Consider the following 24,940-nt stretch of genomic DNA (forward strand, 5'->3'; position numbering starts at 1 on the left):
AAAATTGCCCCAGAAATCCCGGGAATCAGCACATCCTTTCCCTCCCCCGGTGAGTCACATCACCGGCGGCACCTTCATGTGGCCGCATTTCAGGGGCATTTGGGAGCACTCAAGTTGAAAATCGGCATTAAGGGCATACACCGCGTTTCTGCCACTGCCACCGTGGCCCTCACTGCGGGTGCCGTCATCGCGGGCAGCGTGTTCGCCTCCACCGCACAGGCCGCCACACTGCCCACCCCCACGATCACCGCCAAGGGCGGCTTCGTGATGAACAACGGGACCGGCAAGGCCCTGTACGGCAAGGCCGCGGACACCCGTCGCTCCACCGGTTCCACCACCAAGGTCATGACCGCCAAGGTCGTCCTGGAGCAGAAGAACCTCAACCTGGACTCCAAGGTCACGATCCAGAAGGCGTACAGCGACTACATCGTGTCCAAGGGCGCCTCGTCGGCCCGTCTGATCGTGGGCGACAAGGTCACGGTCCGCCAGCTGCTGTACGGCCTGATGCTGCCCTCCGGCTGCGACGCCGCGTACGCGCTGGCCGACAAGTTCGGCTCCGGTTCCACCCGTGCGGCGCGCGTGAAGTCGTTCGTCGGCAAGATGAACTCCTCCGCCAAGGCCCTGGGCCTGAAGAACACGCACTTCGACTCGTTCGACGGCATCGGGAACGGCTCCAACTACTCGACGCCGCGCGACCTGACGAAGATCGCCTCCAGCGCGATGAAGAACTCCACGTTCCGCGCGATCGTGAAGACCAAATCGACCAAGCAGAAGGTCACCACGAAGTCCGGTGGCTACCGCTACATGTCGTGGTCCAACACCAACACGATGCTCAGCAGCTACAGCGGCGCGATCGGCGTGAAGACCGGCTCCGGCCCGACGGCCAAGTACTGCCTGGTCTTCGCCGCGACCCGCAACGGCAAGACGATCATCGGCACCGTGCTTTCCTCCACGAGCGCGACCACCCGCTCCGCGGACATGAAGAAGATCATGGACTACGGCTTCAAGAAGTAGCCGTACCGGAAACACGAGGAGGGGTCCCTCGCCGCGCGGGGCCCCTCCTGCCGTATGCAGGTCCGGGCCTTCTCGCGCTCGCGGCGCCTGGTCGGTCCGGGGCCCCGATCAGCTCTCGGTTGATCCGAATCCCGCAGCGGCCGGTGCGCCGGCACGTTGGAACCCGACCTCGCAGCTCACCAGTCCCGGGGGGCGATCAGCTCCTCCACGTCCGCGTCCGCGAACCCGTAGGCCGACGCGACGATCCAGAAGTCCTCGGCGATCTCCTCGCGGGCGACCGTCTCGATCTCGCTCCCGGCCGCTTCGAACTCCGCCTCCAGCAGGTTGAACTCCTCCGTCGCCGCGTGGGTGAGCACATAGAGGGCCGCCAGATCCGACGGCTGCTCGGCCTCGATCCGCTCGCACAGCCGCAGCAGGATCGCCCTGCCCTTGTCGACGACGTGATCGGGGAAGTACGAGTCCGCGTACAGCAGCCCCAGAAATGCGTGCTCTGCTATCTGCTGGTTCGTGATCGGCATGGCGCCCCGCCTTTGTAGAAGGGGTGGAAGAACTGACGTGCCGATCATGCACGACACCACTGACAACGACGCCGCTCCTGAGCACCGGACCGATCGTGACCAGCATTTTCACAACCGGCGCCAAGGGCTGTCCCATAATCCGCGGCGGATCGGCTAATCCGCGGCGGATCGGCGCGCGGCGTCGGGCGTGGTGCGTCGGACGTGGTGCGTCGGACGTGATGCGTCGCAAGGCGGCGGGGTGCCCGTCAGGGTTGACGGGACCGGCCCATGGGCCCGGCTCCGGCTACGTCGTCCGCAGCGCGGCGCGCACCAGTGCGCGGCCTCTGGCGGCAGTACGGGCACGGGTGGCGGTGTCGTCGTCGGGTCGGGGGTGGTCGGGTCCGTCGGCCGGTGCCGCGCAGTCGTGGCAGAGGCCCTTGTCCGGGACCGGGCGGCGGCACTCGTCGCACTCGGCCCAGCGGGGCAGGCCCGAGCCGGGCGGGGGCTCGGGCATCGCGTACCCGGGGAACGAGGGCTCCGGCGGCGGGGGCAGTTTCCGGGTCAGGCGGTCGCGCAGGATGGCCGAGGCGGAGTGGATACGTGCGGGCAGCCCGCTCAACAGGGCCCCGGCCAGGTCGCGCTGGTCGTAGCCGCGTTCCAGCCAGGCGGAGACCAGCGGCGCGAGTGCGAGCGCCTCGACCGCGCCGAGCCGCAGGCGCTTTTCCGGGCCGATCACCCGGAACAGCGTGGCAACGGCCACACCACGCGCGTCGGCGGCAAACGGATCAACGCTCCCCCGACCACCTCCGGCCCCGGCCTCGGCCTCGGCCCCGAAGACCTCGCTCACCGTGGCAGGCGTCGGCGCCACGGGCGCCTCCGCCAGCCCGTCCGTACCCTGTCGCCGACTCCGGCTCCGACGCCGCTTCCGACGCCGACCGGGGAGGGAGGGTTCTTTCCCACCGTTCTTTACGGGGTTGGCGCCAGGCCCACCGGCGGTCGGCCCACCGGAACCCGGACGGTTGATACCCGGTACGACCCGGCAGTTGATACCCGCACCCCGCCCCGAACCCGAACCCGATCCCGATTCCGCGACGGACTGCTGCGGGGTGTCGTAGACATGGACTTCGCTGACGAACGTGCCGTCCTCGCGACGGATCTTATGCACCCGGTAGTACCCGAAGGCCGTCAGCTCCCGCAGCGCCTTCGCCACCGCCAACCGACCCTGCGGACTCGCATCGGCCATCCGACGACCGTCCTCGGACCAACCATCAGGACGGGAAAGAAGATCGGCAAGAAGGCCACGGGCGGTGTACGACAACCGCCGGTCCTGCAACAACGCGTTGGGCAGGACCGTGAAACCGCGCGTATGGCGGCTACGATGAATCTGCATGAGGAGGTCTGTTCCTTGTGCCGGACCCCGGGGCGTTGGCCCGCCGCCGGGGTCACCTTATCGAGGTTCTGGATCACAGAACGTACCACGTCCACCACGCTGGGTATTCAGCCTTCAACTACCGCCGCCCGCAGCACAGATGGAAGCGCGACGCGCCCACCCGCAACGACCGGCACGAAGTGATACGGAGCGGAATCAAGCCCAGGTGGGGCGTTGCCCGTCGGGGCCGACGTGCAGTCGCATACGGTCGGCGGACGGGCATCCGTCCGCCTGCCACTGTGCAAGGCGTTCGGTGATCTCGTCCCACAGGCGCGCCGTGCCGCCCTGCCGGACCATCCACCGCGCGCCGTCCTGGAAGACGACCGCCCACGTCTCGGCGTCCACGTCGATCACGACGTGTTCCGTCCGCCCGTCGCACTCCACTGTGACCCGCTGTGCGCGCGGTGCGGCGAACTGCGCGACGAACCGGGCGGTCCAGTCGTCGAGCACATCCGCGCCCAGTTCTGTAGGCACCGCGTCGCCCTCGCAGAGGTTCGGCAGGATGCCCAGCGGGGGCGGAAGGTGGGGGCGGGCCAGCATGAACGAGACCCGTCTGCCGAGAACCGGGCCGCTTGCCGTTCCGTCGTCGGCGACCGTGAGCCGTACGAGTTCGGATGCGTGCATCCATCCGCCGACCGTGACCAGGACCTCACCGCCGGGCCGGGTCTGCGCGAGCCAGGCGGCCGGCACCGTGTGCACGCCGCACGTGGCGATCACGCGGTCGTACGGGCCGCCCTCCTTGCAGCCCGCCAAGCCGTCACCGACCACGCGGACAGGCCAGTACCCGACGCCCGCGAGCGCGATCCCGGCACGGGCGGACACCTCCGCGTCGACCTCGACCGTGGTCACGTTGTCCTCGCCGACGACATGGCACAGCAGCGCGGTCGAGTAGCCCGTGCCCGTGCCGATCTCCAGAACCCGCGTCCCCTCGGTCGCCCGCAGGTCTTCGAGCATCCGCACGACCAAACTCGGCAGGGTGGACGACGACGAGGGGGCCGCGGCGATGCGCCCCTCGACCTGGTCGGGGAAGACGCCCCCGGCCACTTGCGTCACGAGGGTGTCGTCTTCGTAGATCCGCGCGAGTCCTTCCGCGGAGTCTCCGGCCGCGGGCCGGTACCAGCCGCCTTCTTCGTACTCGAACCAGCCACGCGAGAGGAACGCCTCGCGGGGTACTGACAACACGGCCGCTTCCCATTCCGGGCTGCGCAGAGCACCGGCCTCGGACAGGCGCCGCGCGAGGTCGGCCTGTAGGTGCTCCGACGGCAGGGGGTCACTCATGCTGACTCGCTCCGTTCTCCAACAGGTCTGCGATTGCGGCGGTGATCGGCAGTCCGGCCACGTCTTCGAGCCATGCCCATTGGCCATTGGGGTTGCACTCCAGAAACCACCATCCGCCGTCGGCGGTCACGGCGAAATCGAAGGCGCCGAAGTTCAGCCCGAAGGCGGCGAGGAACCGCGCCAGCGCCCCGCATAGCTCCTCCGGGCAGACGACCGGCTCATAGGTGAGGCTCCGGTACTCGGCTCTCCAGTCCACGACCCCGGGCGGCGCGGTGATCCGGGCGCTGAACACTTGCTCACCGACGACGACCGCGCGCACGTCCGCCGCCTTGGGCACCTGCGCTTGGAACAGGTGCGCACTGTGGCTCACCGCGCCGTCGACCTCGCCCGCCCCGACCGGGGCGGCCCAGATTCCGGCGGGCTCGCCCTCGACCTCGTACGCCCCCGCGTGCAACGGCTTGTAGATGGTCGGCTGCGCGGCGCAGAACGCCTTGGCCTCCATCGGATCGTTCGTGATCAGGGTGGCCGGGACCGTGAGCCCGGCCCGGAGCGCCGCGGACAACTGCGCGGGCTTGTACTCCGCCCGCGCGATGACCTGCGGGTGGCTCAGGTACAGGCACCCCGGCAGCGCGCCCAGCACACCGCCCAGGCCGCGCCGGTTCTCCTGCGCGGCCCCGTCGGCCACGCGGGGATGTCGGCCTGGGCAACCTGACGCACCCGGCGCGCGCCTGGCCACGCCCCCGAATCCCGCCGGGGCCAATGCCTCGGAGGCACCGGCCGTTTCAGGATCGCGGCGACATCCGTCAGGAACTTGGTGCCGAGCTTGCCATCCTTCCCATCTCGGCGGCTCCGAAGAACGCTCAGTCGAGACAGAACTCGTTGCCCTCGATGTCCTGCATCACAATGCACGATTCGTTTTCGTCATCGGCATACAGCACCTGCACGCACACCGCGCCGAGCGCGACCAGCCGATCGCGTTCGGCCTCAAGGGTGGCCAGGCGCTCCTCGCCCACGAGCCCGGTGCCGGCCCGCACGTCGAGATGCACCCGGTTCTTGGCGACCTTCCCCTCGGGAACGCGCTGGAAGTACATGCGCGGGCCCTCATTCGTGGGATCGGAGGCCGCGGCCCATGACCCCTCCCCCTCGGAAGGCAGCGTTATGGCGTACCCCAACACCTCGCACCAAAAACGAGCCACACGCTCGGGTTCTGCGCAGTCGAAAGTGACCTGGATCTTCTTGACCGATGCCATCGGACCACCCTAATAGTCGGGTCGCCCGGGGGAATCCCACCTCCGGGCTCCCACGGAACCGTACGTGACAGCCTCCCGTCATACGGCTCTTGTCGTTCTGGGCCTCGCCCCTGCCGGGATCATAGGCTTGCGGCCGTGGCTGACACCTATGAACTCCAACTCACGCTCGACCTGCCGGACTCCCTCTCGTCCCGCGATCTCGACCTGCTCCGCTGGCACTTGGCGGAGGAAGGTGGTCGGCAGGACGAGGGGTACGAGGTTCCCCTTTGGGACGACCGAGGGCCGGCATCGCGCATCGGAGGCCTCCAGGTGGCGGAGTTGCGTTCGGTCCATGGGGGTTGGGCGTTGACCGTGCGGCAGGAGGCGCATCCCGACGGGTTCCACGATCTGCGCAGGCTCTTGCTATGGCTCGGAGCGCGGACGACGACCGCGGGCCCCATCGGGTACCTCCGCTTCTACGAGTCGTACGTGCCCGACATCCTGATCGTCGAGTCCGGGACTGTGAGCTGCGTCGTCCTACGGATGGACGAGACCATCCGGGTGGCGGCCCAGGAGTTCCCCTACTCCTGAGCCGCCCTTGGCGCTCCCGCCGCAGCTCGTGATCTTCATGTCTGATTCGCGGCTTGCCGGCGGTAATGGCCGGCCCGGGCTCGGGCCTGATGGCGGCGTCGCCAGGTGGACCAGCGGAGCCGGTGGGCCGCGTCGTGGGCAGGCTGGACGACGAGGGTGATGAACAGTCGCTGGACCTCGTTGCAGGTGAGCGGAATCAGCCCGTCCGGGGCGGGGGCGCGGGCGTGCTCGTCGGCGCGGAGAACAGCGAGGAGGCGTGGGCGAGCATGGCCAGGGTCACCCAGCGGGACCACGAGGTGAAGCGATGGAGCTGGTGTTCGTCCAGCCCGGCCAAGCCCTTTCCGGCCTGGAAGGTCTCCTCCACCCGCCAACTCGACCCGGCGACCCGGCGCCCCGGCGACCCGTACCAGCGTGGCCAGGGGTGCCGGGGCCGGTGACCAGCAGCGGCTGGGGCACGATCACCGCCCCCGCCCCGGCACGCCCCTGATCGTCCACCCCGCCCACGCTGCGGCGCCGCTTCCTCCCCCTCACGCGGAGGGAGAGGCGCTGGCCAGTGCCCAACGGGCCCGAGGCCGCAGGTGCCCCCCGCGCCCGGCCCAGCCGCTCGCCGTGCGGTCGGCCCACGGACAGCCCACAAGCTCAGCGTGATCGCAACGCCCGTCGTGCTGCACAGATGAGGTTCTGCGCGTCAGTGCCGTACACGGCGGATTCCCTGAGTGTGTTCCAGACCCGCAGGTAGGTCGCCACGCTGTCGGCTTCGTCGAGCCACAGCTCCGCATGCCAGTCCTCGGCAATCACGAGCCTGTCATCCAGGACCCAGAAGCCGTTGGCCGCCGGGATCTTGAGCGCGGCGCCAAGCGGAATGATTCCTAGCTCCACGGTGTCCATCCCGATGATGCCGACGAGTCGATCGAGCTGGCCGGCGAGGACAGATGGAGGGCAGATCAGTGCGTGGAGGGCCGCTTCCCACACCAAAGCGTGGAACTTTCGGCCCGCTTCGTACAACCACTCCTGACGCCGCATGCGGGCACGGACCGCAGCATCTGTGTCGCGTACCGAACCTTGAAGGTCCGCGTACCGCAGGAAGATGTGCCGCGCGTAGTCGGCCGTCTGCAGCATGCCAGGAACGACAGACTCCTCCCAGGCATAGATGGTCTGGGACCGCCCGACCTCAAGGTTCCAGCTGTCCTGCACGGGCCGGTGTCCGGCGGCCAGCTGTCGGCGCCAGGAACGGATGCGCGACTCGAAGCCCTTGAGCCGGGCGTCCAGTTCATCAAAGACATCCCGCCGGCCGACACCTCCGGCCCAGGCCCGAAGGTCGTCGCTGGTGGCGGTCTGCCGTCCGTTCTCCAGCTTGTAGATCTTGGAGTGCGGCCAACCAAGCCGCTGAGCCAGTTGCGTGCCGGTGAGCCGTCCTCCTGGGGCCGACATCCGGAGTTCCCTCAAGCGCAGTCCGAGGGCCTCCCTGGCCTGCTGGAAGTCTGTGCTCACTGGTTCTGCTCGCTAGTTGGCGCCGAGCTGCGCCGCGAACTCGTCGTAGCGCAAGGACCCGTGCACCGCGGCGTCGCGGACCTGGCAGTACCGCAAGACCTCGGCAGGCTCCGTGATGACCTCGATGTCGTGGAAGGCGTCCTCGTCGTCGAAGCGCAGCACGGCCACCAACCGGCTGTCGAAGATCCAGAAGTCTTCAGTGGGCAGCCGTAGGCGCGCCGCGTCCTCGCGCCACAGGTTCCGCACGTCCTCGCCCGTGGCCGCGTTGCACTTCGCATAGCCGAGCAGGAACAGTTGTCCCTCGGTCGGCGGGTTGTCAACGACGCGCACCCGCCCCACGTACTTGCCGCTGGCCGTCTGCCGACGGATGTTCACGCACCACTCGCTGTCGAGGTCGCACGGAGCCGTGCCAGTCGCAAGGAACTTCGCGTACCCGGGATCCTCCCGGTCCGATGCGTAACCCCGCCGTGTCTCCAGGTGCCAAGCCGAGTGCTCGAAAGTCTCAAAAAGCCGCCCGAACTCTTCCAAGCGGATCAGCTCGGGCACGTGGGTGACCTCCTTGGGCCCATGATTGACAAGGAGTTCACGCGGCACGACCACCGCCGCATCTCCGGGGCCGAAGTGCTGGAGCTGGACGATGTCCTCGGGGTCAGTGAGCGGCGTTCCTTGGACGAGGATCTCACCAGAGTCGAGATCCTCGTGAACGGCGGGGCAACCACCGTTCTTGCTGTCGGTGCCGTTGAAGCGCAGTCGTCGTGCCACGGTCGCCTCCCATGGTGTGGGGTCCTGTCGCCTTCAGCATCACCAGCGCTGATGCGCCCGCACTACAGCGTGTGCTTCCTCGTGTGAGACCACACGCGAACATTCAGCCAGACCGGGAGAACATCTGAGAACATCGCATCGCCACCAGTAACTCACTGTCCATACCGTCCTGTCCATGGTCACAGCGCGCGATATTGATCCCTCCACAGCCGTGGAGTGCCTGCGGGCGGCCTCCCATCAAGCGCGCATCGTGCTGCCGTCGCTCGGAGCCGATGTCGGCTCGCCCACTCCTGGGCTCGGGGAGTGCCGCCAGACGGAGGACGTTCCTCTGCCCTTCGTCACCGGGCTCCCGTTCGTGCGTCGCTGCACCTGCCTGTGCCACGGCGACCGGCAGGACCCCTCAAGTCACCCGATCCGACCAGATCACCGAGTAGCCCTTGCCGGAAAGGGATCCGCAAGGCGCCCGCACCGCACGTCCGGCCCCAGACAGGCTGACGGGCGGGACGGGCTCGAATCGGTACGGCACGACCTGTCTCCGAAGGAGTAGTCCATGACCGTCACGCTCGACCGGCCCACCGGCACCCGCACACGGGACCCGAAAGAACTCCTCAACGCCGTTCAGCCCCACGTCAAGCACCTGACGATCAATGTGCTCGACAGCGGCATGCCCCTCTGGGACCGCGAGACCGCCCTGCTGCTGCGTGACCACACGATGGTCCGCGACATGGCCGAACGCGTCCTTGGCAACGCCGTCATGTACACCATCGGCTGCATGGAACACCCCGAGGTCCACCTCGGGGTCGGCAAGCTCGTCGACATCGGCGTCCACCAGCTCATCCTCGACACGCCCGTGTGGTGGGCTCTCTGCGACGTGTACAACGAGGGCCGCTACAAGCACCACGCCCCGTTCATCGAGTGCCGTCGTGACGGACTGTGCCGGCGCACGGCGGACTTCCTGAAATCCATCGGCTTCCACATCGACGAGGAACTCTGGGCGATCGACGGCACGGACTGCTCACCGTGCGACAACAAGGTCCCCGACAGCCACTGAACAGTCCTACGCCGGCCCCTGTCCTCGGTCCCCCGGAGGACAGGGGCCGGCTCTTGCGAACAGGAATCGCCTTGCCCGCACAACACGACATCGCCACCGAGGCGGAGCTGTGGGACACCTACGCCGCTTCCGCCTTCAAGGACGACGCGGAGCCGGTCTTCTGCTGGACTCAGTACGCCGGTCACGGCCCCGGCCCGGAGCTGCTTGGCGACCCGCGTTCGGTGTTGGAGATCGGCTGCGGCACCGGCCGCGCCCTCGCCCACCTTGCTCAGCACGGTATCGTCGCTCGGGGCGTCGATCTGTCTCCCGTCATGGTCGAGAAGACCACCACGAAATGGGCCGGCAGCGGCGCGGAGTTCGTATGCGCCGAGGTCCTGGAATACCTGAGCGAGCACGAGGACACGTACGACGCCGTCTACTCCATCTTCGGAGCCGCCTGGTTCACCGACCCGAGCCGTCTCTTCCCCCTCGTCCGCCAGCGGCTCAGGCCCGGTGGCGTCTTCGTCTTCTCCCAGCCCCCAGCGATCCCCGGCGCGTACGGACCGCAGGGCATGTACAAGGGAGGCTTCGCGGGCAAGGCGATGTTCACCTACCGCTACAGCTACCGCCCCGCCGTATGGGAGCGCCTGCTCACCCGCGCCGGGTTCGCCACGGCCGAGGCGCGAGTGCTGGACGCCCCCTGTCCGGGGCATATCGGAACGCTGCTCGCGCGCGGTCGCCTAGCCCGGCCGTTCCGGGTCAGTCCGACCGGACCAGCTCGTCCTGGAAGGCGTCCCAGGCGGCGGGGCCGAGAACGATGACGGGGCCGTCGGGCCGCTTGGAGTCGCGGACGCCGACGGTACGGGGGATGTTGCGGGCGACCTCAACGCACTCGCTGGACGTCGCGCTGTAGCTGGACTTGTGGAAGCGGAACGCAGTCACTTGCTCATTTCCTTCGCAGTGCTGTCGATGAACTGGATCGAGTCGTAGGGCGACAGACTCATTCGGGAAGCCTGGTTGAAAAGGCTGACAAACACCTGGCTCTCGTCCGCGTCTTCGACCCAGATGGTGGACCGAGGGGTGTCCATGTGCACGACGTCCACCGCCTCGTCCTCGCCGAACGACAGAACGTTGAAGGGGCCGCCGATGCAAGGATGGCCACCTGCGCGGAACGGCAACACCTGAATGTGCACATTCGGCAGTTCGGCCAAGTTGCACAGGTGCTCAAGCTGGCGCGCCATCACCGTAGGACCGCCCATCAGTTGGTGGAACGCAGCTTCCCAGATGACAGCATGGATCCGCAGGGGCGCATCGCCGTACAGCCTGGCCTGGCGCTTCGCTCTGCCCGCGACAACGTCCTCAATCCTGTCGATGTCGTCCCACGACATGTCAGCCACTCCCATGGCCCGCGTGTACTCAGCCGTCTGGAACAAGCCAGGAATGAGGGCCATCTGCCACTGTCGAACCTTGACGGCAGCGTCCTCCATCGCGATGTACTCCACCTGCGTCGCAAGAGTCGGGGTCTCGTTCCACCACCCTTTGACCTTGCGTCTCTCGCGATCGGTCTTCGCCAGCTCCAGCAAGTGGGTAAGAATCCTCGGCTCGCTGACTCCGTAGAAGGTGCAGAGCGCCGCGATGTCCGGATCCCGCATCGGAACCCACCCGCTCTCCATCTTCACGACTTTCGTCGGAGTCGCGCTGAGCGCTTCGGCTGCCTGGCGCTGAGTCTTGCCCGCCGCGACCCGCAGGCTTTGAAGTTCCCCACCCAGGCGTCGGCCGAGAACGGTGGAGACTCGGTTGCCGTTCGCCCTCTTGCCCATCGCCTGCATGCAGACCTCCCGTCCCGGTGAACCCCACAAGTGTCGCAGCACGTCTCGCGATCTTGAGGCGCTACCTCGTACGGGGAATATATCTCCCAGAGTATTGAGTCCTGGATGAGCGAGGCACTACGTTCGGCGCACAGCCGCTCGCACAGCGGAGCCGAAACCGGCGGAAGTGCACCGCCCTGCCTCGCGCCGAAACCGGCGCCCCCGCAGGTACGGCATCGCCACCGCCCGCATCCACGGAGGCACGCGTCCATGACCTCAGCCGAACAGATCTCCGTCCCCGAGCCCGTTCTCCGCGAGGACCGGCTCGACTACACACCACACCCCCACAACGTCGCCTTCAGCCGCCGACGCGCGGCCCGGCTCATCGCGGAGTGGGGGCATCCGGAGCTGTCCAGCGACGCGGCGCTCCTGGTCAGCGAGTTGGCGACCAACGCGCTGCTGCACGGCGCCGTGCCCGAGCGGCTGTTCCGAGTGCGGCTCGCCCTCATGCCCGGCGTCCTGCGGATCGAGGTGAGCGACGCGTGCGGCGAGCGGCCGTGCGGGCCCGGGGCGCGTGTGGGCGCCGGCGACGAGAGCGGGCGCGGGCTGCTGATCGTCGACCGGGTGGCCGACCGCTGGGGCGCCGAGTCCCGTACCGTCGGCAAGACCGTCTTCGCCGAACTCGCCCTCACGGCAAGGGGTGTGAAGACGCCGGTGGGCCCGCGCGTCAGAACGCGCGGGCCCACCGGCGGTGAGTGAACCGTACGGCCTCAGGCCCAGGTGATCAGCCGCTTCGGCTGCTCCAGGATCGCGGCGACGTCCGCCAGGACCTTGGAACCGAGCTCGCCGTCGACCAGGCGGTGGTCGAACGACAGGGCCAGCGTCGTGACCTGACGCGGTTTCACCTTGCCCTTGTGGACCCACGGTTGGAGCTTGATCGCACCGACCGCGAGGATCGCGGACTCGCCGGGGTTGAGGATCGGCGTGCCCGTGTCGACGCCGAAGACGCCGACGTTGGTGATCGTCACCGTGCCACCCGCCATGGCGGCGGGGGACGTCTTGCCCTCACGCGCCGTGGACACCAACTCACTGAGCGCCCCGGCGAGTTCGGGCAGGGTCTTGTCGTGCGCGTCCTTGATGTTCGGCACGATCAGACCGCGCGGGGTGGCGGCGGCGATGCCCAGGTTGACGTAGTGCTTGCGCACGATCTCCTGGTTCGCCTCGTCCCAGGCGGCGTTGATGTCCGGGTTGCGGCGGATCGCGACCAGGAACGCCTTGGCGATGATCAGGAGCGGGTTGACCCGGACCCCGGCGAGGTCCTTGTCCTCCTTGAGCTCCGCGACGAGCTTCATCGTCCGCGTCACGTCGACGGTCACGAACTCCGTGACGTGCGGCGCGGTGAAGGCGCTGCCGACCATCGCCTGCGCGATGGCCTTCCGTACGCCCTTGACCGGGATCCGGGTCTCCCGGGCACCCGCGACGGCGGCGGTGACGGCCGTCTCCTCGTCGAGTACGGAAGCCGGGGCCGGAACGGACACGGGCGCGGCCGGTGCCTGCGCGGCGACCGGCGGCTGTGCCTGGGCCGGTACGGGGGCCGCCGCGGCGTGCACGTCCTCGCGGGTGATGATCCCGCCCGCGCCGGTCGGCACGACCGTGGTCAGGTCGATGCCCAGGTCCTTCGCCAGCTTGCGCACCGGCGGCTTGGCCAGCGGCCGGTTCTCCCGGACCGCCGTGGCCACGGAGCCGGGCCCGTGGCCGTTCAGCTCGCCCTGCACCGCGGCCGCCACGGTCGCGGCAGCCGTGCGGGCCGCCGCCGCGTCGCCCTTGCGGGCGCGCCGCTTGGTGGACGTCTCGGCGACGCCGTACCCCACCAGGACCGGCTTACGGCCCGAACCGGACGCGGGGGCCGGTGCCGTCGGGGCCGGTGCCGTCGGGGCCGCCGCGGGCTCCGGGGCGGGGGCGGCGGTCGGCGCCTCACCGCCCGGCGCCACGTCCACCGCGATGATCACCTCGCCGACGTCGACGGTCGTGCCCTCGGGGAAGCGCAGCTCGTGCACCACCCCGTCGAACGGGATCGGCAGCTCGACGGCCGCCTTCGCCGTCTCGACCTCGCACACGACCTGGCCGTCGGTGACGGTGTCACCGGGCTGGACATACCACTTGAGGATCTCGGCCTCGGTCAGACCCTCGCCCACGTCGGGCATCTTGAACTCGCGGACGCGAGCGGCATTGGAAGTGTCGGTCGTCATCGTTGTCACGCCCCAGTTCTCAGTACGCCAGCGAGCGGTCGACGGCGTCGAGCACACGGTCGAGACCCGGCAGGTATTCGTCCTCCAGCCGCGCCGGCGGGTACGGGGCGTGGTAGCCGCCGACCCTCAGCACCGGTGCCTCCAGGTGGTAGAAGCAGCGCTCCGTGATGCGGGCGGCGATCTCGGCCCCGGAGCCGTAGAACACCGGCGCCTCGTGGACGACCACGAGCCGCCCGGTCTTCTCGACCGACGTCTGGATGGCGTCGAAGTCGATCGGGGACATCGAACGCAGGTCCAGGACCTCGATCGACCGGCCCTCCTCCTGCGCCGCCTCGGCCGCCGCCAGGCAGACCTTCACCATCGGCCCGTACGCGACGAGCGTGAGGTCGGAGCCGGTGCGCGCCACGGCGGCGCGGTGCAGCGGGCCGGGAATGGCGTCGGTGGCGACCTCGCCCTTGTCCCAGTAGCGGCGCTTCGGCTCGAAGAAGATGACCGGGTCGTCGCTCTGGACCGCCTGCTGCATCATCCAGTACGCGTCGTTCGCGTTCGACGGCGAGACCACCTTCAGGCCCGCCACGTGCGCGAACAGTGCCTCGGGGGACTCGCTGTGGTGCTCGACCGCGCCGATGCCGCCGCCGTACGGGATCCGCACGACGACCGGCATCTTGACCTTGCCGAGCGCGCGGGCGTGCATCTTGGCGAGCTGCGTGACGATCTGGTCGTACGCGGGGAAGACGAAGCCGTCGAACTGGATCTCGACGATCGGCCGGTAGCCGCGCAGGGCCAGACCGATCGCGGTGCCGACGATGCCGGACTCGGCGAGCGGGGTGTCGATCACCCGGTCCTCGCCGAAGTCCTTCTGGAGCCCGTCGGTGATCCGGAAGACGCCGCCCAGCTTGCCGACGTCCTCGCCCATGATGAGGACCTTGGGGTCGGTTTCGAGGGCCTTGCGCAGCGACTCGTTGAGCGCTTTCGCGATCGACATCTTTTCCACGGCCATGGCTACTTGTCCTCCTCGGCGTCCGCGAACGATGCCTGGTACGCGGCGAACTGCGCGCGCTCCTCGTCGACGAGGGGATTCCCGTCGGCGTAGACGTGGTCGAACATGGCCATCGGGTCCGGATCGGGCATCGCCCGCACCGCCTCGCGCACGCGCTTGCCGAGGGCCTCGCTCTCGGCCTCCAGCTCGGTGAAGAACGCCTCGTCGGCGGCGCCCTCCGCCTCCAGGTACCTGCGCAGCCGCAGGATCGGGTCCTTGGCCTCCCACGCGGCGCGCTCCTCGTCCGCCCGGTACTTCGTCGGGTCGTCGGAGGTGGTGTGCGCGCCCATGCGGTAGGTGAACGCCTCGATGAGCATGGGGCCCTCGCCCCGGCGGGCCCGCTCCAGCGCCGCCCTGGTGACGGCCAGGCAGGCGAGCACGTCGTTGCCGTCGACCCGGACCCCGGGGAAGCCGAAGCCCTGCGCGCGCTGGTAGAGCGGGACGCGGGTCTGCTTCTCGGTCGGCTCGGAGATCGCCCACTGGTTGTTCTGGCAGAAGAAGACGACCGGGGCGTTGTAGACCGCGGAGAACGTGAAGGACTCGGCGACGTCCCCCTGGCTGGAGGCGCCGTCGCCGAAGTACGCGATCACGGCCGAGTCCGCGCCGTCCTTGGCGACGCCCATGGCGTAGCCGGTGGCGTGCAGGGTCTGCGAGCCGATGACGATCGTGTACAGGTGGAAGTTGTTGCTGTTGGGGTCCCAGCCGCCGTGGTTCACACCGCGGAACATGCCGAGGAGGTTGGTCGGGTCCACGCCGCGGCACCAGGCGACGCCGTGCTCGCGGTAGGTCGGGAAGACGTAGTCGTCGTCGTTCAGGGCCCGTCCGGAGCCGATCTGGGCGGCCTCCTGGCCGAGCAGCGAGGCCCACAGGCCCAGTTCGCCCTGGCGCTGGAGGGCGGTGGCCTCGGCGTCGAAGCGGCGGGTGAGGACCATGTCGCGGTACAGACCGCGCAGTTCCTCGGCGGTCAGGTCCACCTGGTAGTCCGGGTGCTCCACACGCTCGCCCTCGGGCGTCAGCAGTTGTACGAGCTCGGGCTCGGAATTCCGCGGGGCCCCGGCAGTCGCCTTGGCCGGCTTCTTCGCGGGCGCCTTGGCGGTCGCTTTGGCGGTCGCCTTAGTGGGCTTGTTCGTGGTCGTCTTCACGGCGCTGGTCCGCTTGCTGCTGCGTCGCGGTGTGCGCGCGGCAGTGCTCTCCACGGTCACGTGCGTGCTCCTCCGTCGGTCCGGCCCCCGGGGTCTGCCGGGAAGCCAGTGCGGCTCGCCTGCGCCCGTACCCGTGCACGGGGTGGGTGCCGCTCGGTTCGGGAGACAGGCGTGACAGGTGCCCCGGCGAGCGCCCTGCCAAAAGCACGTTACCCAGTACGCCGCATAACTGCGAAACCCTTCCTGACCTGCGATTTTGCTTGGATTTCCAAGTAAATCGAAAAAGTCGGGAACTCTCGCTGGTCACAGCACTGGGAACAGCCTTGTGGGCTGCCGGAACACCGGCACGTTATCCCGCCGTTCGGCGGCAGGGAAGAGGCGAGTATGTGAGACTTCATTTTGTGCGCGAACAAGGAAAAATCACTGTTTTTCTGCTGGACGACCATGAAGTGGTCCGGCGCGGGGTCCACGAATTGCTGTCGGTCGAGGACGACATCGAGGTGGTCGGCGAGGCCGGCACGGCGGCGGACGCACTCGTCCGCATCCCGGCGACCCGGCCCGACGTGGCCGTGCTCGACGTCCGGCTGCCGGACGGGAGCGGGGTGGAGGTCTGCCGGGAGATCCGCTCCCAGGACGACGGCATCAAGTGCCTGATGCTGACCTCGTACGCCGACGACGAGGCGCTCTTCGACGCGATCATGGCGGGTGCGTCCGGGTACGTGCTGAAGGCGATCCGTGGCACCGAACTGCTGAACGCGGTCCGGGACGTGGCGGCCGGCAAGTCGCTGCTGGACCCGGTCGCGACCGCCCAGGTGCTGGAGCGGCTGCGCGAGGGGAAGAAGGGCGGGGGCGACGAGCGGCTGGCCTCGCTCACCGAGCAGGAGCGCAAGATCCTCGACCTGATCGGGGAGGGAATGACGAACCGCGCGATCGGCGAGCGGCTGCACCTCGCGGAGAAGACCATCAAGAACTACGTCTCCAGCCTGCTCTCCAAGCTGGGCATGGAACGGCGCTCGCAGGCCGCCGCGTACGTGGCCAGGCTCCAGGCGGAGAAGCGCTGAGCGGTCCCGCCCCCACCCCGCGCGCAATCGCGCTGAACGGTCCGGCCACCCGGCCACCGGTCCGGGCGGAACAGGGCCGAGCGGTCCAGTCACCGGTCCCGGCGGAAACGCGCCGAGCGGTCCGGCCGACGCCCACCCCGCGCGCCGCGCCTACCGGGCGCCAGTGATCCTCCGGTGGCGTATCGGTGACCTCGTTGAACTCTTGATGATCCCGGGCGATCCCCGGTGATCCATCGATGCCCTCTTGGTGATCTTCGGGACTTTGGTCCCGGGGCAACCGGGGCAGGGGCCTCTTCCCGCCGCCGGGGGGTGCCGGAAGAGTGGAGGACATGCCCTCTGAGGATCTCCACGCGCTCGAACTGCTCGGCCGCGTCGCGTACGGCCGGCTGGCGACGAGCATGCGGGCCCTTCCGATACTGGCCGTGGCCCGTCACATTGTCGCCGACGGCCGGGTCGTCCTGCGGATGCACGAGGGCCTCGGCTATCACGACGCGTGCGACGGCACGGTGGTGGCGTACGGGGCGGACAACTACCACACCGCGCCCTCGGGGTACGACGGCGAGCTGTGGTCCGTGCAGTTCACCGGCCCCGCGCAGATCGTGCACCCGACCCCCGGGCAGCGGGAACGCTTCGGTGACGCACCCTCCGTGGTCAACGGGGAGCCCTTCGCCCCTGCCTACCTCGCGGTCGCCCCGCACTTCGTCACCGTGCACACGCTCGGCTTCCACGCACACTCCGGACTTTCACGCAAGTCAGCCGATCCACAACACAGCGTGATCTAACATCTGGCGGGTGCTGCGCTCATCTGTGCCCCTTTCAGCCCTTTCGCCGGGTCCGTCGGTCCTTACCGCCGCCCCGTCGGTCCTTCCTTCCGCACCGCCGGTTCTCCCCGCCGCTCCGTCGGCCGTGCCCCGGGCGGTCGTGCCCCGTCCGGCCGTACCCCGTCCGGCCGTACCTCGCCCGGCGATCCCCCGTCCGGCCGCACCTCGCCCGACGGCGACCCGCCCGAGCGCATCGAGCCACTTGAACGGAACGGACCATCCGGACGGAACGGATCACCGGGACGGGACAAACCGCTGGGACAGGACGGACCGCCGGGACCGGACGGACCGCCCGAACGCGACGGACCGTCAGGACGCGAGCCGCCCCACCGGGCCGCGCCCGCCCGTGCCGCCGGTCGAAGAGGTGCTGCGCCGCTACCCGAACGCCGGTGCGCCGCTCACCTGCAAGCCCATCACGCAGGGCCTGCTCAACCACGGCTACCGCGTCTCCACCACGCGCGGCGCCTACTTCCTCAAGCACCACCTCGACGCCTCCACCGGCGACCGCGCCACGATCGTGCGCCAGCACCGCGCCACCCAGCGCCTCCAGTCGCTCGGGCTGCCGGTCGCCCCGCCCGTCGAGGACGTCGAGGGGGACACGGTCACGGAGATCGGCGGCCGGTGCTACGCCCTGCACCCCTGGGTCGACGGGCTGCACCGGACCGGTGACCAGCTGACCCGCGCCGAGTCCCGGCGGCTCGGCGCCCTGCTCGGCGCCGTGCACATCGGACTGGAAAGGGTCATGGGCACGCTCCCTGAGCCGGCCGGGCGGTCCGGCGGGCACCCGAGCCCGGACCCCGTCGACACCTTCACGCTGATCGACGAGCTGCTGGCCGCGGCGCGCGGTCGGCGGCACCGCGACTGCTTCGACGAACTGGCCGAACACCGCCTGCTGGAACGGCGCGCCCTGCTGGAACGGCACGCCGACCGACGGCCTCCCGCCCCCGACGTCCCGGCCACCGGCTGGGTGCACGGCGACTTCCACCCGCTGAACGTCCTCTACCGGGGCACGGACCCGGTCGCGATCCTCGACTGGGACCGGCTGGGGGTCCAGCCACGCGCGGAGGAGGCGGTGCGGGCGGCGGCGATCTTCTTCGTGCGGCCGGGCGGGGAACTGGAGTTGGCGAAGGTACGGGCGTACGCGGGGGCCTACCGGCGGGCGGCCGGGGCGGGGACGGCCGAGCTGGCCGCGGCGGTGCACCGGGTGTGGTGGGAGCGGCTCAACGACTTCTGGATACTGCGCTGGCGGTACTGCCTGCACGACCGGAGGGCCGACCCGCAGTTCCCGGCGGTGTCGGCCCTGGTGGTCTGGTGGACGCGCGAGTACGAGGCGGTGTGCGAGGCGTTCATGGGGTGACGTCGGCGGGGGTGGGCCCCGGCGTCCGCGCGGGGGCGGTGGCTCCGGAGCCACCGCCGGCCGCCTCACGCGGGGCCGATCCCGGCCGGTTCGCACAGAACCGCCCCGGGCCGGAAAACCTTCGGCCCGGGGCGCTCCTCTTCCGCAGTCACGCGCCCACGACGATCACGCGGCGCCGTCGGTCACTGGCCGGTCCCCGTCGAGGTCCCCAGGGGACCGGAGGCGGTTCCGGTCGTCCCGTTGTTGGTGCCGCTGCCGTCGGTCGTGCCGGTGCTTCCGTCCGTCGTACCGGTACTGCCGTCGGTGGTACCGGTACTGCCGTCGGTCGTGCCGGTGCTTCCGTCCGTCGTACCGGTACTGCCGTCCGTCGTACCGGTGTTGCCCTCGGACGTCCCCGTGCCGCCGTCCCCCGTACCGCCCGTGGCCGGAGTCGTCGGCTGGTCGGAGGACGGCTCGTTCGGCTGGTTCGGCCGGGCCGGCGGGGAGTAGGAGTGACGGGGCCACGTGCCCTGCTGGTCGCCGCTGGAGTTCTCCGGCTGCTGGTCCTGCTCGGTCTCCTCGTCCTTCGGCGTCGGCGAACTCTCCGGCGAGGACGTCGAGCTGGAGGTCGGAGCCGGCGGCTTCTCGCGCTGGTCGGCGTTGTCGTTCGCGGCCTTGACCGCGAGGGCGACCCCGGCGCCGATGGCGATCAGCGCGAACACGACGAACAGCCACATCTTGCCGCGCCCGCCGGCGCTCTGGTGCCCGCCCTCGTAGCCGCCGTCGTCCGGGTTCATCGGCGGCAGGATCGGCCCCTGCGAGGTGTCGCCGTGGCGGGGGTGGTTCATCGCCATCGTGCCGCCGGTGACGCCCATGGGCGGGGTGTGCCCGCCCTCGAACATCGTGGCCGGGCCGGTGTTCCAGGTTCCGGTGTGCCCGCCCTGCGTCTGGAGCATCTGCAGGCTGTACTGGATGAGTCCGCGCATCTCCTCGGCGCTCTGGAACCGGTCGTCCGGGTCCTTCGCGAGCGAGCGCATGACCAGCCCGTCCAGCTCCGGCGGGGCCGCGTCCAGCACCTGCGACGGCGGAACCGGCATGTCCTGCACATGCTGGTACACGACGGACAGCGGCGTCTCGCCCGTGAACGGGGGCCGCAGCGCGAGGAGTTCGTACAGCAGGCAGCCGGTCGCGTAGAGGTCGGAGCGGTGGTCGACCGCCTTGCCCAGTGCCTGCTCCGGAGAGAGGTACTGGGGCGTGCCCATGACCATGCCGGTCTGCGTCATCGTCGACTGCGCGCCGTGCAGCGCGCGGGCGATGCCGAAGTCCATCACCTTGACCGCGCCCGAGTTCGTGATGATCACGTTGGCGGGCTTGATGTCGCGGTGCACGATGCCGTGCTGGTGCGAGTAGGCGAGCGCCTCCAGCACCCCCGAGACAATGATCAGTGCCTGCTCGGACGGCGGGGCCTCGGCGCTGAGCAGCAGATCACGGATGGTGCGGCCCTCGACGAGCTCCATCACGATGTAGGGGACGGTCTGGCCGCCCACGACGTCCTCGCCGGAGTCGTACACGGCGACGATCGCGTGGTGGTTGAGACCGGCCACCGACTGCGCCTCGCGCGTGAACCGGGCCTTGGAGACCGGATCCTCGGCAAGATCGGAACGCAGGAGCTTCACCGCGACCGTACGTCCCAGCCTGACGTCCTCGGCCGCGAAGACCTCGGCCATACCGCCACGGCCGAGGCGGTGGGTCATCCGGTAGCGCCCGTCACCGACGACGCCGCCGATGCCCCAGGAGTCGGTGCCATCCGAGACTCCGCCGCCGTTTGCTTCGGAATCGGGTGCCATCAGTCCTCGCCGTCGTATCTGTCCGCGCGTCCGCGGGTTCTCACGGTGTCCAGTGCCGCTCCCGGCAACGTTCGCCCCGTCGCACCGTCCGGGCAAACCTTGGCGGTCATGGCACTAGAGCTGCATTGCCACGTCACGCTACAGCCTTTGGCGGACACACCGTTCCCGCGAGGCACGGCCCGGCGAACCGCCCCGCGGGGACCTATGGGGAGCCCGCGCGGATTCCATGCGGTTCCTGTAACGCTTCCGGGACGCTTCTTGTGCGGAGGGTCACGGAACGGGCACCCGGCTTGACGTGTCGGACCCCTGGGGCAGACTTGGCGCGTAATAGGGATCACCGCGTGAGTCGCGCGCCGAGGGGGAAGCAAGTCATGAGCCAGGACGGCGCACACGGCGCGCAGAGCGCGCAGGGCCGCTATGCGGGCGGCTCGGTCGCCGGTGGCCGGTACCAGCTTCGCGACCTGCTCGGCGAGGGCGGCATGGCGTCCGTGTACCTGGCGTACGACACCGCGCTGGACCGACAGGTCGCGATCAAGACGCTCCACACGGAGCTGGGCCGCGAGCAGTCCTTCCGCGAGCGGTTCCGCCGCGAGGCGCAGGCCGTTGCCAAATTGCAGCACACCAATATCGTCTCGGTCTTCGACACCGGCGAGGACGAGCTCGGCGGCGCGCTGATGCCGTACATCGTCATGGAGTACGTGGAGGGGCAGCCGCTCGGCTCCGTGCTCCAGGCGGACATCCAGAAGTACGGGGCGATGCCCGCCGACAAGGCGCTCAAGGTGACGTCCGACGTGCTGGCCGCGCTGGACACCAGCCACGAGATGGCGCTGGTCCACCGCGACATCAAGCCGGGCAACGTGATGATGACCAAGCGCGGTGTCGTGAAGGTCATGGACTTCGGCATCGCCCGCGCCATGCAGTCGGGCGTCACGTCGATGACCCAGACCGGCATGGTCGTCGGCACCCCTCAGTACCTCTCCCCCGAACAGGCCCTGGGCCGCGGGGTCGACGCGCGCTCCGACCTGTACTCGGTCGGCATCATGCTGTTCCAGCTGCTGACCGGCCGCCTCCCGTTCGACGCGGACTCGCCGCTCGCCATCGCGTACGCGCACGTCCAGGAGGAGCCGGTCGCGCCCTCCACCGTCAACCGCGCGGTCACCCCGGCGATGGACGCGCTCGTCGCCCGCGCGCTGAAGAAGAACCCCAACGAGCGCTTCCCGAGCGCTGCGGCGATGCAGGACGAGATCGCGCGCGTGCTGAGCGCGGGCGGTCAAACGGGCGCCCCGGTGATCGTCGCGGGCGGCCCGGTGAACAGCGGCTCGGGCGTCGGCTCGACGGTCTTCCCGCCGGTCGACCAGACCACCCCGGCGCCGCAGAACGTCCAGACGCCCTACCAGCCGGGCCCGTACCAGCAGGGCACCCAGCCGGGTCCGTACGGTCCGGCGACCCCGGCCCCCGCGACCGGCCCGTCGTGCGGCTATCCGCAGTCGGCTCCGGCGTACCAGAACCAGGCAGCGATGTCATCGGTGCCGACGGCGCCGTCGATGCAGCAGACCCCGCCGCCGCCGTACACGGTCGGACCGCAGACCGCCCCGAGCGGTGGCGGTGGCGGCGGTGGCGGTGGCGGTTCGAAGCGGAGCATGCCGGTGGTCGTCGGCGCGATCGTGGTCGCGCTGGTCGCGATAGGCGGGCTGGTCACGTACCTCTCGCTGCAGGGCTCGGACACGGGCCGGGACAACAAGGCCGACGAGACCCCGGCCGCGACGGGCGAGCACAAGCCGCCGGAGCGGAACCGGACGATGAAGACCGAGAAGTGCACGGACCCGCTGGAGAGCACCGACGACCCGGCGAAGGTCGACGCGCCGAACTTCCTCTACAAGGACTTCCTGTCCGCCAAGGCGTGCGCCGACGCGGCCGGCTGGGTCGTCAAGAAGGTCGAGGTTCCGGGGAACACGTACGCCGAGGACCAGATCATCGACCAGTTCCCGTCCGCCAACACCGCCGTGGACAAGGTGGGCGCCAAGTTCGAGCTGCGCGTCGCGACGGGCGACCCGGCCTGAGCGGATCCGGCCCCCGGTGGCGTGTCCGGCTGTCCCGGCCTGGCGCACCGCCTCGACGGTGACGGGTCCGGCTGTCCCCGGTGACGAGTTCGGCCGCCCCCGGTGACGGGGGCATGTCGGCCCGGCCTCCGACGACGGGCGGGTGCGGGACGGATCGGGCTTGCCTCCGAGTGGCCGCGCGTGGGTCCTTTGTGACGGCACAACCGGATGCGGCGCTCCCGGGGAGAGACGGAACCCTGCATGTCCACGACATCCCGCATGTCCGAAACATCCGAGATGCTGGACATGTTGCGTCATGTGACTCTGACCTCATGGCTCAAGGACTTCTGCCTTCGCGATCCACGAGGTGCGTGGCCTGCCTCATACTCTCGGCGGGCGCGGCACTGGGGGCCGCGGCCGGTGAGGCGCACGCGGGCCGACGCCCGAGCGGCGACATACCGCGTACGGGCGACGCCCCGGTGACGACTGCGACGGTCACGATGACCACGCCTCTCGCCCACCCCTCGCCCGCCCCCGGTGCCGAACCATCGGCCAGGGGCCTCACCTCTTCGGCCGAACCGTCCGCCCTCCTCGCGGACACACCCCCTGGCCACAGTCCGTTCACCCCCACGCCTCCGGCGCCCGGAGCGCCCATATCCCTCTCCTCCCCCGCCGCGCCCCTTCCGTCCGGGTCCGCGCACACCGCCGCTTCGACCCCCGCCCCCGCGGCCCGCACGACGCCCCCGGACCCCGCCGCACCCTCGGCCTCGGCCTCGCCGGCCTCCCCGTCTTCCCCAGCCGCTTCGGGCTCCCCCACCCCCACCTCCAGCCCCTCCGCCGACGGAGAGCCGACGCCTCCGGAAACACAGCCCCCGCCCGCCGGGCGCGAGGCCGGAGAAGGGCGGACCCGGCCCGGCCGATCGCTCTCGCCGCAGGGGCACCCACAGGAACTCGCACCGGACCCCGCAGAGGATTTCGCACAGGCGGACGAATCGCTCGACGACTCCGCCGATCCCGACGCGCACCCCGCGGCCGTCGATCCGGCGCCGGCGATGCCCGACGGGAAACAGGCACCGAGCGCCTCCCCCGGGGCCGGCCGGAGCACCCCGCAGGCCCTCGACGGACCCTCCGCACGGCAGGTCCGACAGGTGTCCATGGGGGCGGGAATCGCGCTGATAGGACTGGGCCTGGGTTTCCTGGCCCTCCGCTTCCGGCACCCCGACTGACCTTCTCCGGCACGTGAATCCGGTCACCTCCACCCCTGGTCCACCGCCCGCCCCGGCGACCGCTCCCTGGCGTCCCCTGCCCCTCCTCCGCCCCTCATCCCCAGCGGCCTCGCCCCCGAAGACGACTTGCACCGATGAACATACTCGGTATACATACTCAGTATGTCGATCCGCCATGGGCTCTTGGCCCTGTTGGAGCGGGGCCCCAGATACGGTTCCCAGCTCCGTACCGAATTCGAGTCGCGCACCGGCTCCACCTGGCCGCTCAACGTCGGCCAGGTGTACACGACGCTGAGCCGGCTGGAGCGCGACGGCCTGGTCGTCCAGGACGATGAGGACGACCAGGGGCACGCCCTCTACGCGATCACCGACGGCGGCCGTACCGAGCTGCGGAACTGGTTCGAGACGCCCGTCGACCGCAGCAGTCCGCCGCGTGATGAGCTGGCGATCAAGCTCGCGATGGCGGTCGGAGCGCCGGGCGTGGACATCCGGGCCGTCATCCAGTCCCAGCGCCACCACACCGTCAAGGCGATGCAGGACTACACCCGCCTCAAGGCGCAGGCCCTCACCGACGTCCCGGCCGACCGCGACGAGGTCGCCTGGCTGCTGGTGCTCGAACAGCTGATCTTCCATGCGGAGGCCGAGGCACGCTGGCTGGACCACTGCGAGTCACGGCTGGTGCGCCTCGCCGAGGCCGCCGCCACCGAACCGGAGCCCGAGCCGCGTGCCCCGAGCCGTGGCCCGGCTCGCGCCCCGGCTCGTACGCCTGCCCGCCTCGGCCGCCCGCGCGGCCGGGCCTGACCGCGGCACGTAGCGCCCGCGTACGCCGCCGAGCCACCCGGCACCGCCGGACGCCCCGGTACCACCGGGATCGCCACGGCCTCGCCGGGAACGGGCCGGGGAACACCGGGACCACGGAGGCCACGAGAAGGCCGCCGAAGGCCACCCGCCGCAGCCCGCCACCGGCGCCTGCACACGCCCTCACCGGCGAACGGACCACCTCGGTGTCCGGACCTCGACGTCCGGCGCCGCACCACAGAACCGTCACAGG

The 24,940-nt window shown here is 69.9% G+C and carries 23 protein-coding genes and 1 pseudogene; 10 read left to right on the forward strand and 14 right to left on the reverse strand.

The window, feature by feature from the left end; translation table 11 throughout:
- The first annotated feature begins 114 nt into the window (after window positions 1-114).
- The gene (locus AMK22_RS31455; RefSeq protein WP_073790712.1) at window positions 115-1,014 is read left to right on the forward strand and encodes a D-alanyl-D-alanine carboxypeptidase family protein; all 900 of its coding nucleotides are present in this window, start codon (window positions 115-117) and stop codon (window positions 1,012-1,014) included.
- Window positions 1,015-1,190: 176 nt separating this feature from the next.
- Here AMK22_RS31455 and AMK22_RS31460 read toward each other — a convergent pair whose 3' ends face one another.
- From AMK22_RS31460 to AMK22_RS31480, 5 genes are all read right to left on the reverse strand, one after another.
- Complete coding sequence (locus AMK22_RS31460) at window positions 1,191-1,532, reverse strand: DUF5713 family protein (protein WP_073790643.1); 342 nt, start codon at window positions 1,530-1,532, stop codon at window positions 1,191-1,193.
- Between the two features lie 283 nt (window positions 1,533-1,815).
- Window positions 1,816-2,379 (reverse strand): hypothetical protein, encoded by a 564-nt coding sequence (locus AMK22_RS31465; protein WP_143203615.1) that lies wholly within the window; start codon window positions 2,377-2,379, stop codon window positions 1,816-1,818.
- A 717-nt stretch (window positions 2,380-3,096) separates the two neighbouring features.
- Window positions 3,097-4,218 carry an ATP-grasp peptide maturase system methyltransferase gene (tgmC, locus tag AMK22_RS31470; RefSeq protein WP_073790646.1) on the reverse strand — a complete coding sequence of 374 codons (1,122 nt, stop codon included), beginning with the start codon at window positions 4,216-4,218 and terminating at the stop codon, window positions 3,097-3,099.
- The gene (locus tag AMK22_RS31475) at window positions 4,211-4,903 is read right to left on the reverse strand and encodes an ATP-grasp ribosomal peptide maturase (protein ID WP_242434232.1); all 693 of its coding nucleotides are present in this window, start codon (window positions 4,901-4,903) and stop codon (window positions 4,211-4,213) included. The genes tgmC and AMK22_RS31475 overlap by 8 nt, the downstream gene beginning before the upstream one ends.
- A gap of 175 nt (window positions 4,904-5,078) precedes the next feature.
- Complete coding sequence (locus AMK22_RS31480; RefSeq protein WP_073790647.1) at window positions 5,079-5,468, reverse strand: VOC family protein; 390 nt, start codon at window positions 5,466-5,468, stop codon at window positions 5,079-5,081.
- A gap of 135 nt (window positions 5,469-5,603) precedes the next feature.
- Here AMK22_RS31480 and AMK22_RS31485 point away from each other — a divergent pair, with 135 nt between their 5' ends.
- On the forward strand, window positions 5,604-6,038 hold the full coding sequence (locus tag AMK22_RS31485) for a hypothetical protein (protein ID WP_073790649.1): 435 nt from the start codon (window positions 5,604-5,606) through the stop codon (window positions 6,036-6,038).
- Window positions 6,039-6,073: 35 nt separating this feature from the next.
- Here AMK22_RS31485 and AMK22_RS31490 read toward each other — a convergent pair.
- The 3 genes and pseudogenes from AMK22_RS31490 to AMK22_RS31500 form a co-directional block, all read right to left on the reverse strand.
- Window positions 6,074-6,484, reverse strand: a pseudogene (locus tag AMK22_RS31490) (IS701 family transposase); the annotation flags it as partial.
- A gap of 193 nt (window positions 6,485-6,677) precedes the next feature.
- Complete coding sequence (locus AMK22_RS31495; RefSeq protein WP_073790650.1) at window positions 6,678-7,529, reverse strand: helix-turn-helix domain-containing protein; 852 nt, start codon at window positions 7,527-7,529, stop codon at window positions 6,678-6,680.
- 12 nt (window positions 7,530-7,541) lie between these two features.
- Window positions 7,542-8,291: a DUF6879 family protein gene (locus AMK22_RS31500; RefSeq protein ID WP_073790652.1), complete on the reverse strand. Its 750-nt coding sequence runs from the start codon at window positions 8,289-8,291 to the stop codon at window positions 7,542-7,544.
- 550 nt (window positions 8,292-8,841) lie between these two features.
- On the opposite strand from AMK22_RS31500, the gene AMK22_RS31505 reads away from it, so the two are divergent.
- Both AMK22_RS31505 and AMK22_RS31510 read left to right on the forward strand, forming a co-directional pair.
- Window positions 8,842-9,342: a hypothetical protein gene (locus AMK22_RS31505; RefSeq protein WP_073790653.1), complete on the forward strand. Its 501-nt coding sequence runs from the start codon at window positions 8,842-8,844 to the stop codon at window positions 9,340-9,342.
- Between the two features lie 71 nt (window positions 9,343-9,413).
- Entirely contained in the window at window positions 9,414-10,142 is a 729-nt protein-coding gene (locus AMK22_RS31510; RefSeq protein ID WP_079186510.1) for a class I SAM-dependent methyltransferase, read from the forward strand.
- Here the strand turns inward: AMK22_RS31510 and AMK22_RS31515 are convergent.
- Window positions 10,081-10,263 (reverse strand): DUF397 domain-containing protein, encoded by a 183-nt coding sequence (locus AMK22_RS31515; RefSeq protein ID WP_073790655.1) that lies wholly within the window; start codon window positions 10,261-10,263, stop codon window positions 10,081-10,083. The genes AMK22_RS31510 and AMK22_RS31515 overlap by 62 nt on opposite strands.
- Window positions 10,260-11,150, reverse strand: coding sequence for a helix-turn-helix domain-containing protein (locus tag AMK22_RS31520; protein WP_242434233.1), 891 nt, complete (start codon window positions 11,148-11,150; stop codon window positions 10,260-10,262). Before AMK22_RS31520 ends, AMK22_RS31515 begins: the two co-directional genes overlap by 4 nt.
- A 249-nt stretch (window positions 11,151-11,399) precedes the next feature.
- Here AMK22_RS31520 and AMK22_RS31525 point away from each other — a divergent pair, with 249 nt between their 5' ends.
- Complete coding sequence (locus AMK22_RS31525) at window positions 11,400-11,888, forward strand: ATP-binding protein (protein ID WP_073790656.1); 489 nt, start codon at window positions 11,400-11,402, stop codon at window positions 11,886-11,888.
- A gap of 11 nt (window positions 11,889-11,899) precedes the next feature.
- Here AMK22_RS31525 and AMK22_RS31530 read toward each other — a convergent pair whose 3' ends face one another.
- From AMK22_RS31530 to pdhA, 3 genes are read right to left on the reverse strand one after another with little or no spacing between them, the layout of a single operon-like run.
- Window positions 11,900-13,378 (reverse strand): dihydrolipoamide acetyltransferase family protein, encoded by a 1,479-nt coding sequence (locus AMK22_RS31530; protein WP_073790658.1) that lies wholly within the window; start codon window positions 13,376-13,378, stop codon window positions 11,900-11,902.
- A 19-nt stretch (window positions 13,379-13,397) separates the two neighbouring features.
- The gene (locus AMK22_RS31535) at window positions 13,398-14,378 is read right to left on the reverse strand and encodes an alpha-ketoacid dehydrogenase subunit beta (protein ID WP_073790660.1); all 981 of its coding nucleotides are present in this window, start codon (window positions 14,376-14,378) and stop codon (window positions 13,398-13,400) included.
- A 2-nt stretch (window positions 14,379-14,380) separates the two neighbouring features.
- Window positions 14,381-15,619, reverse strand: coding sequence for a pyruvate dehydrogenase (acetyl-transferring) E1 component subunit alpha (pdhA, locus tag AMK22_RS31540; RefSeq protein WP_073790661.1), 1,239 nt, complete (start codon window positions 15,617-15,619; stop codon window positions 14,381-14,383).
- Window positions 15,620-15,960: 341 nt separating this feature from the next.
- Between pdhA and AMK22_RS31545 the strand changes: the two genes are divergently transcribed.
- The 3 genes from AMK22_RS31545 (at window position 15,961) to AMK22_RS31555 (ending at window position 18,798) form a co-directional block, all read left to right on the forward strand.
- The gene (locus AMK22_RS31545; RefSeq protein WP_073790663.1) at window positions 15,961-16,620 is read left to right on the forward strand and encodes a response regulator; all 660 of its coding nucleotides are present in this window, start codon (window positions 15,961-15,963) and stop codon (window positions 16,618-16,620) included.
- A gap of 329 nt (window positions 16,621-16,949) precedes the next feature.
- A complete protein-coding gene (locus tag AMK22_RS31550; RefSeq protein WP_073790664.1) occupies window positions 16,950-17,402 on the forward strand; it encodes a pyridoxamine 5'-phosphate oxidase family protein in 453 nt (150 codons plus the stop codon).
- A gap of 403 nt (window positions 17,403-17,805) precedes the next feature.
- Window positions 17,806-18,798: a phosphotransferase gene (locus AMK22_RS31555; RefSeq protein ID WP_073790715.1), complete on the forward strand. Its 993-nt coding sequence runs from the start codon at window positions 17,806-17,808 to the stop codon at window positions 18,796-18,798.
- Window positions 18,799-18,980: 182 nt separating this feature from the next.
- On the opposite strand, the gene AMK22_RS31560 is transcribed toward AMK22_RS31555, so the two are convergent.
- Window positions 18,981-20,624, reverse strand: a complete 1,644-nt coding sequence (locus AMK22_RS31560) for a protein kinase domain-containing protein (RefSeq protein WP_073790666.1) — start codon at window positions 20,622-20,624, stop codon at window positions 18,981-18,983.
- A gap of 371 nt (window positions 20,625-20,995) precedes the next feature.
- Between AMK22_RS31560 and AMK22_RS31565 the strand changes: the two genes are divergently transcribed.
- Window positions 20,996-22,684, forward strand: a complete 1,689-nt coding sequence (locus AMK22_RS31565) for a protein kinase domain-containing protein (protein ID WP_073790668.1) — start codon at window positions 20,996-20,998, stop codon at window positions 22,682-22,684.
- Window positions 22,685-24,051: 1,367 nt separating this feature from the next.
- Window positions 24,052-24,690, forward strand: a complete 639-nt coding sequence (locus AMK22_RS31575) for a PadR family transcriptional regulator (protein WP_073790671.1) — start codon at window positions 24,052-24,054, stop codon at window positions 24,688-24,690.
- Window positions 24,691-24,940 lie beyond the last annotated feature (250 nt).

This window comes from Streptomyces sp. CB01580, assembly GCF_001905795.1.
In the GTDB taxonomy this organism is placed as follows: Bacteria; Actinomycetota; Actinomycetes; order Streptomycetales; family Streptomycetaceae; genus Streptomyces.

What these genes read in the sequence shown, in the direction of transcription:
- AMK22_RS31460 (WP_073790643.1), bottom strand. Translation starts at nt 1,532, where the DNA reads ATGCCGATCACGAACCAGCAGATAGCAGAGCACGCATTTCTGGGGCTG.
- AMK22_RS31525 (WP_073790656.1), top strand. Translation starts at nt 11,400, where the DNA reads ATGACCTCAGCCGAACAGATCTCCGTCCCCGAGCCCGTTCTCCGCGAG.
- AMK22_RS31520 (WP_242434233.1), bottom strand. Translation starts at nt 11,150, where the DNA reads ATGCAGGCGATGGGCAAGAGGGCGAACGGCAACCGAGTCTCCACCGTT.
- tgmC (WP_073790646.1), bottom strand. Translation starts at nt 4,218, where the DNA reads ATGAGTGACCCCCTGCCGTCGGAGCACCTACAGGCCGACCTCGCGCGG.
- AMK22_RS31530 (WP_073790658.1), bottom strand. Translation starts at nt 13,378, where the DNA reads ATGACGACCGACACTTCCAATGCCGCTCGCGTCCGCGAGTTCAAGATG.
- AMK22_RS31535 (WP_073790660.1), bottom strand. Translation starts at nt 14,378, where the DNA reads ATGGCCGTGGAAAAGATGTCGATCGCGAAAGCGCTCAACGAGTCGCTG.
- AMK22_RS31560 (WP_073790666.1), bottom strand. Translation starts at nt 20,624, where the DNA reads ATGGCACCCGATTCCGAAGCAAACGGCGGCGGAGTCTCGGATGGCACC.
- AMK22_RS31480 (WP_073790647.1), bottom strand. Translation starts at nt 5,468, where the DNA reads ATGGCATCGGTCAAGAAGATCCAGGTCACTTTCGACTGCGCAGAACCC.
- AMK22_RS31505 (WP_073790653.1), top strand. Translation starts at nt 8,842, where the DNA reads ATGACCGTCACGCTCGACCGGCCCACCGGCACCCGCACACGGGACCCG.
- AMK22_RS31550 (WP_073790664.1), top strand. Translation starts at nt 16,950, where the DNA reads ATGCCCTCTGAGGATCTCCACGCGCTCGAACTGCTCGGCCGCGTCGCG.
- AMK22_RS31565 (WP_073790668.1), top strand. Translation starts at nt 20,996, where the DNA reads ATGAGCCAGGACGGCGCACACGGCGCGCAGAGCGCGCAGGGCCGCTAT.
- AMK22_RS31575 (WP_073790671.1), top strand. Translation starts at nt 24,052, where the DNA reads ATGTCGATCCGCCATGGGCTCTTGGCCCTGTTGGAGCGGGGCCCCAGA.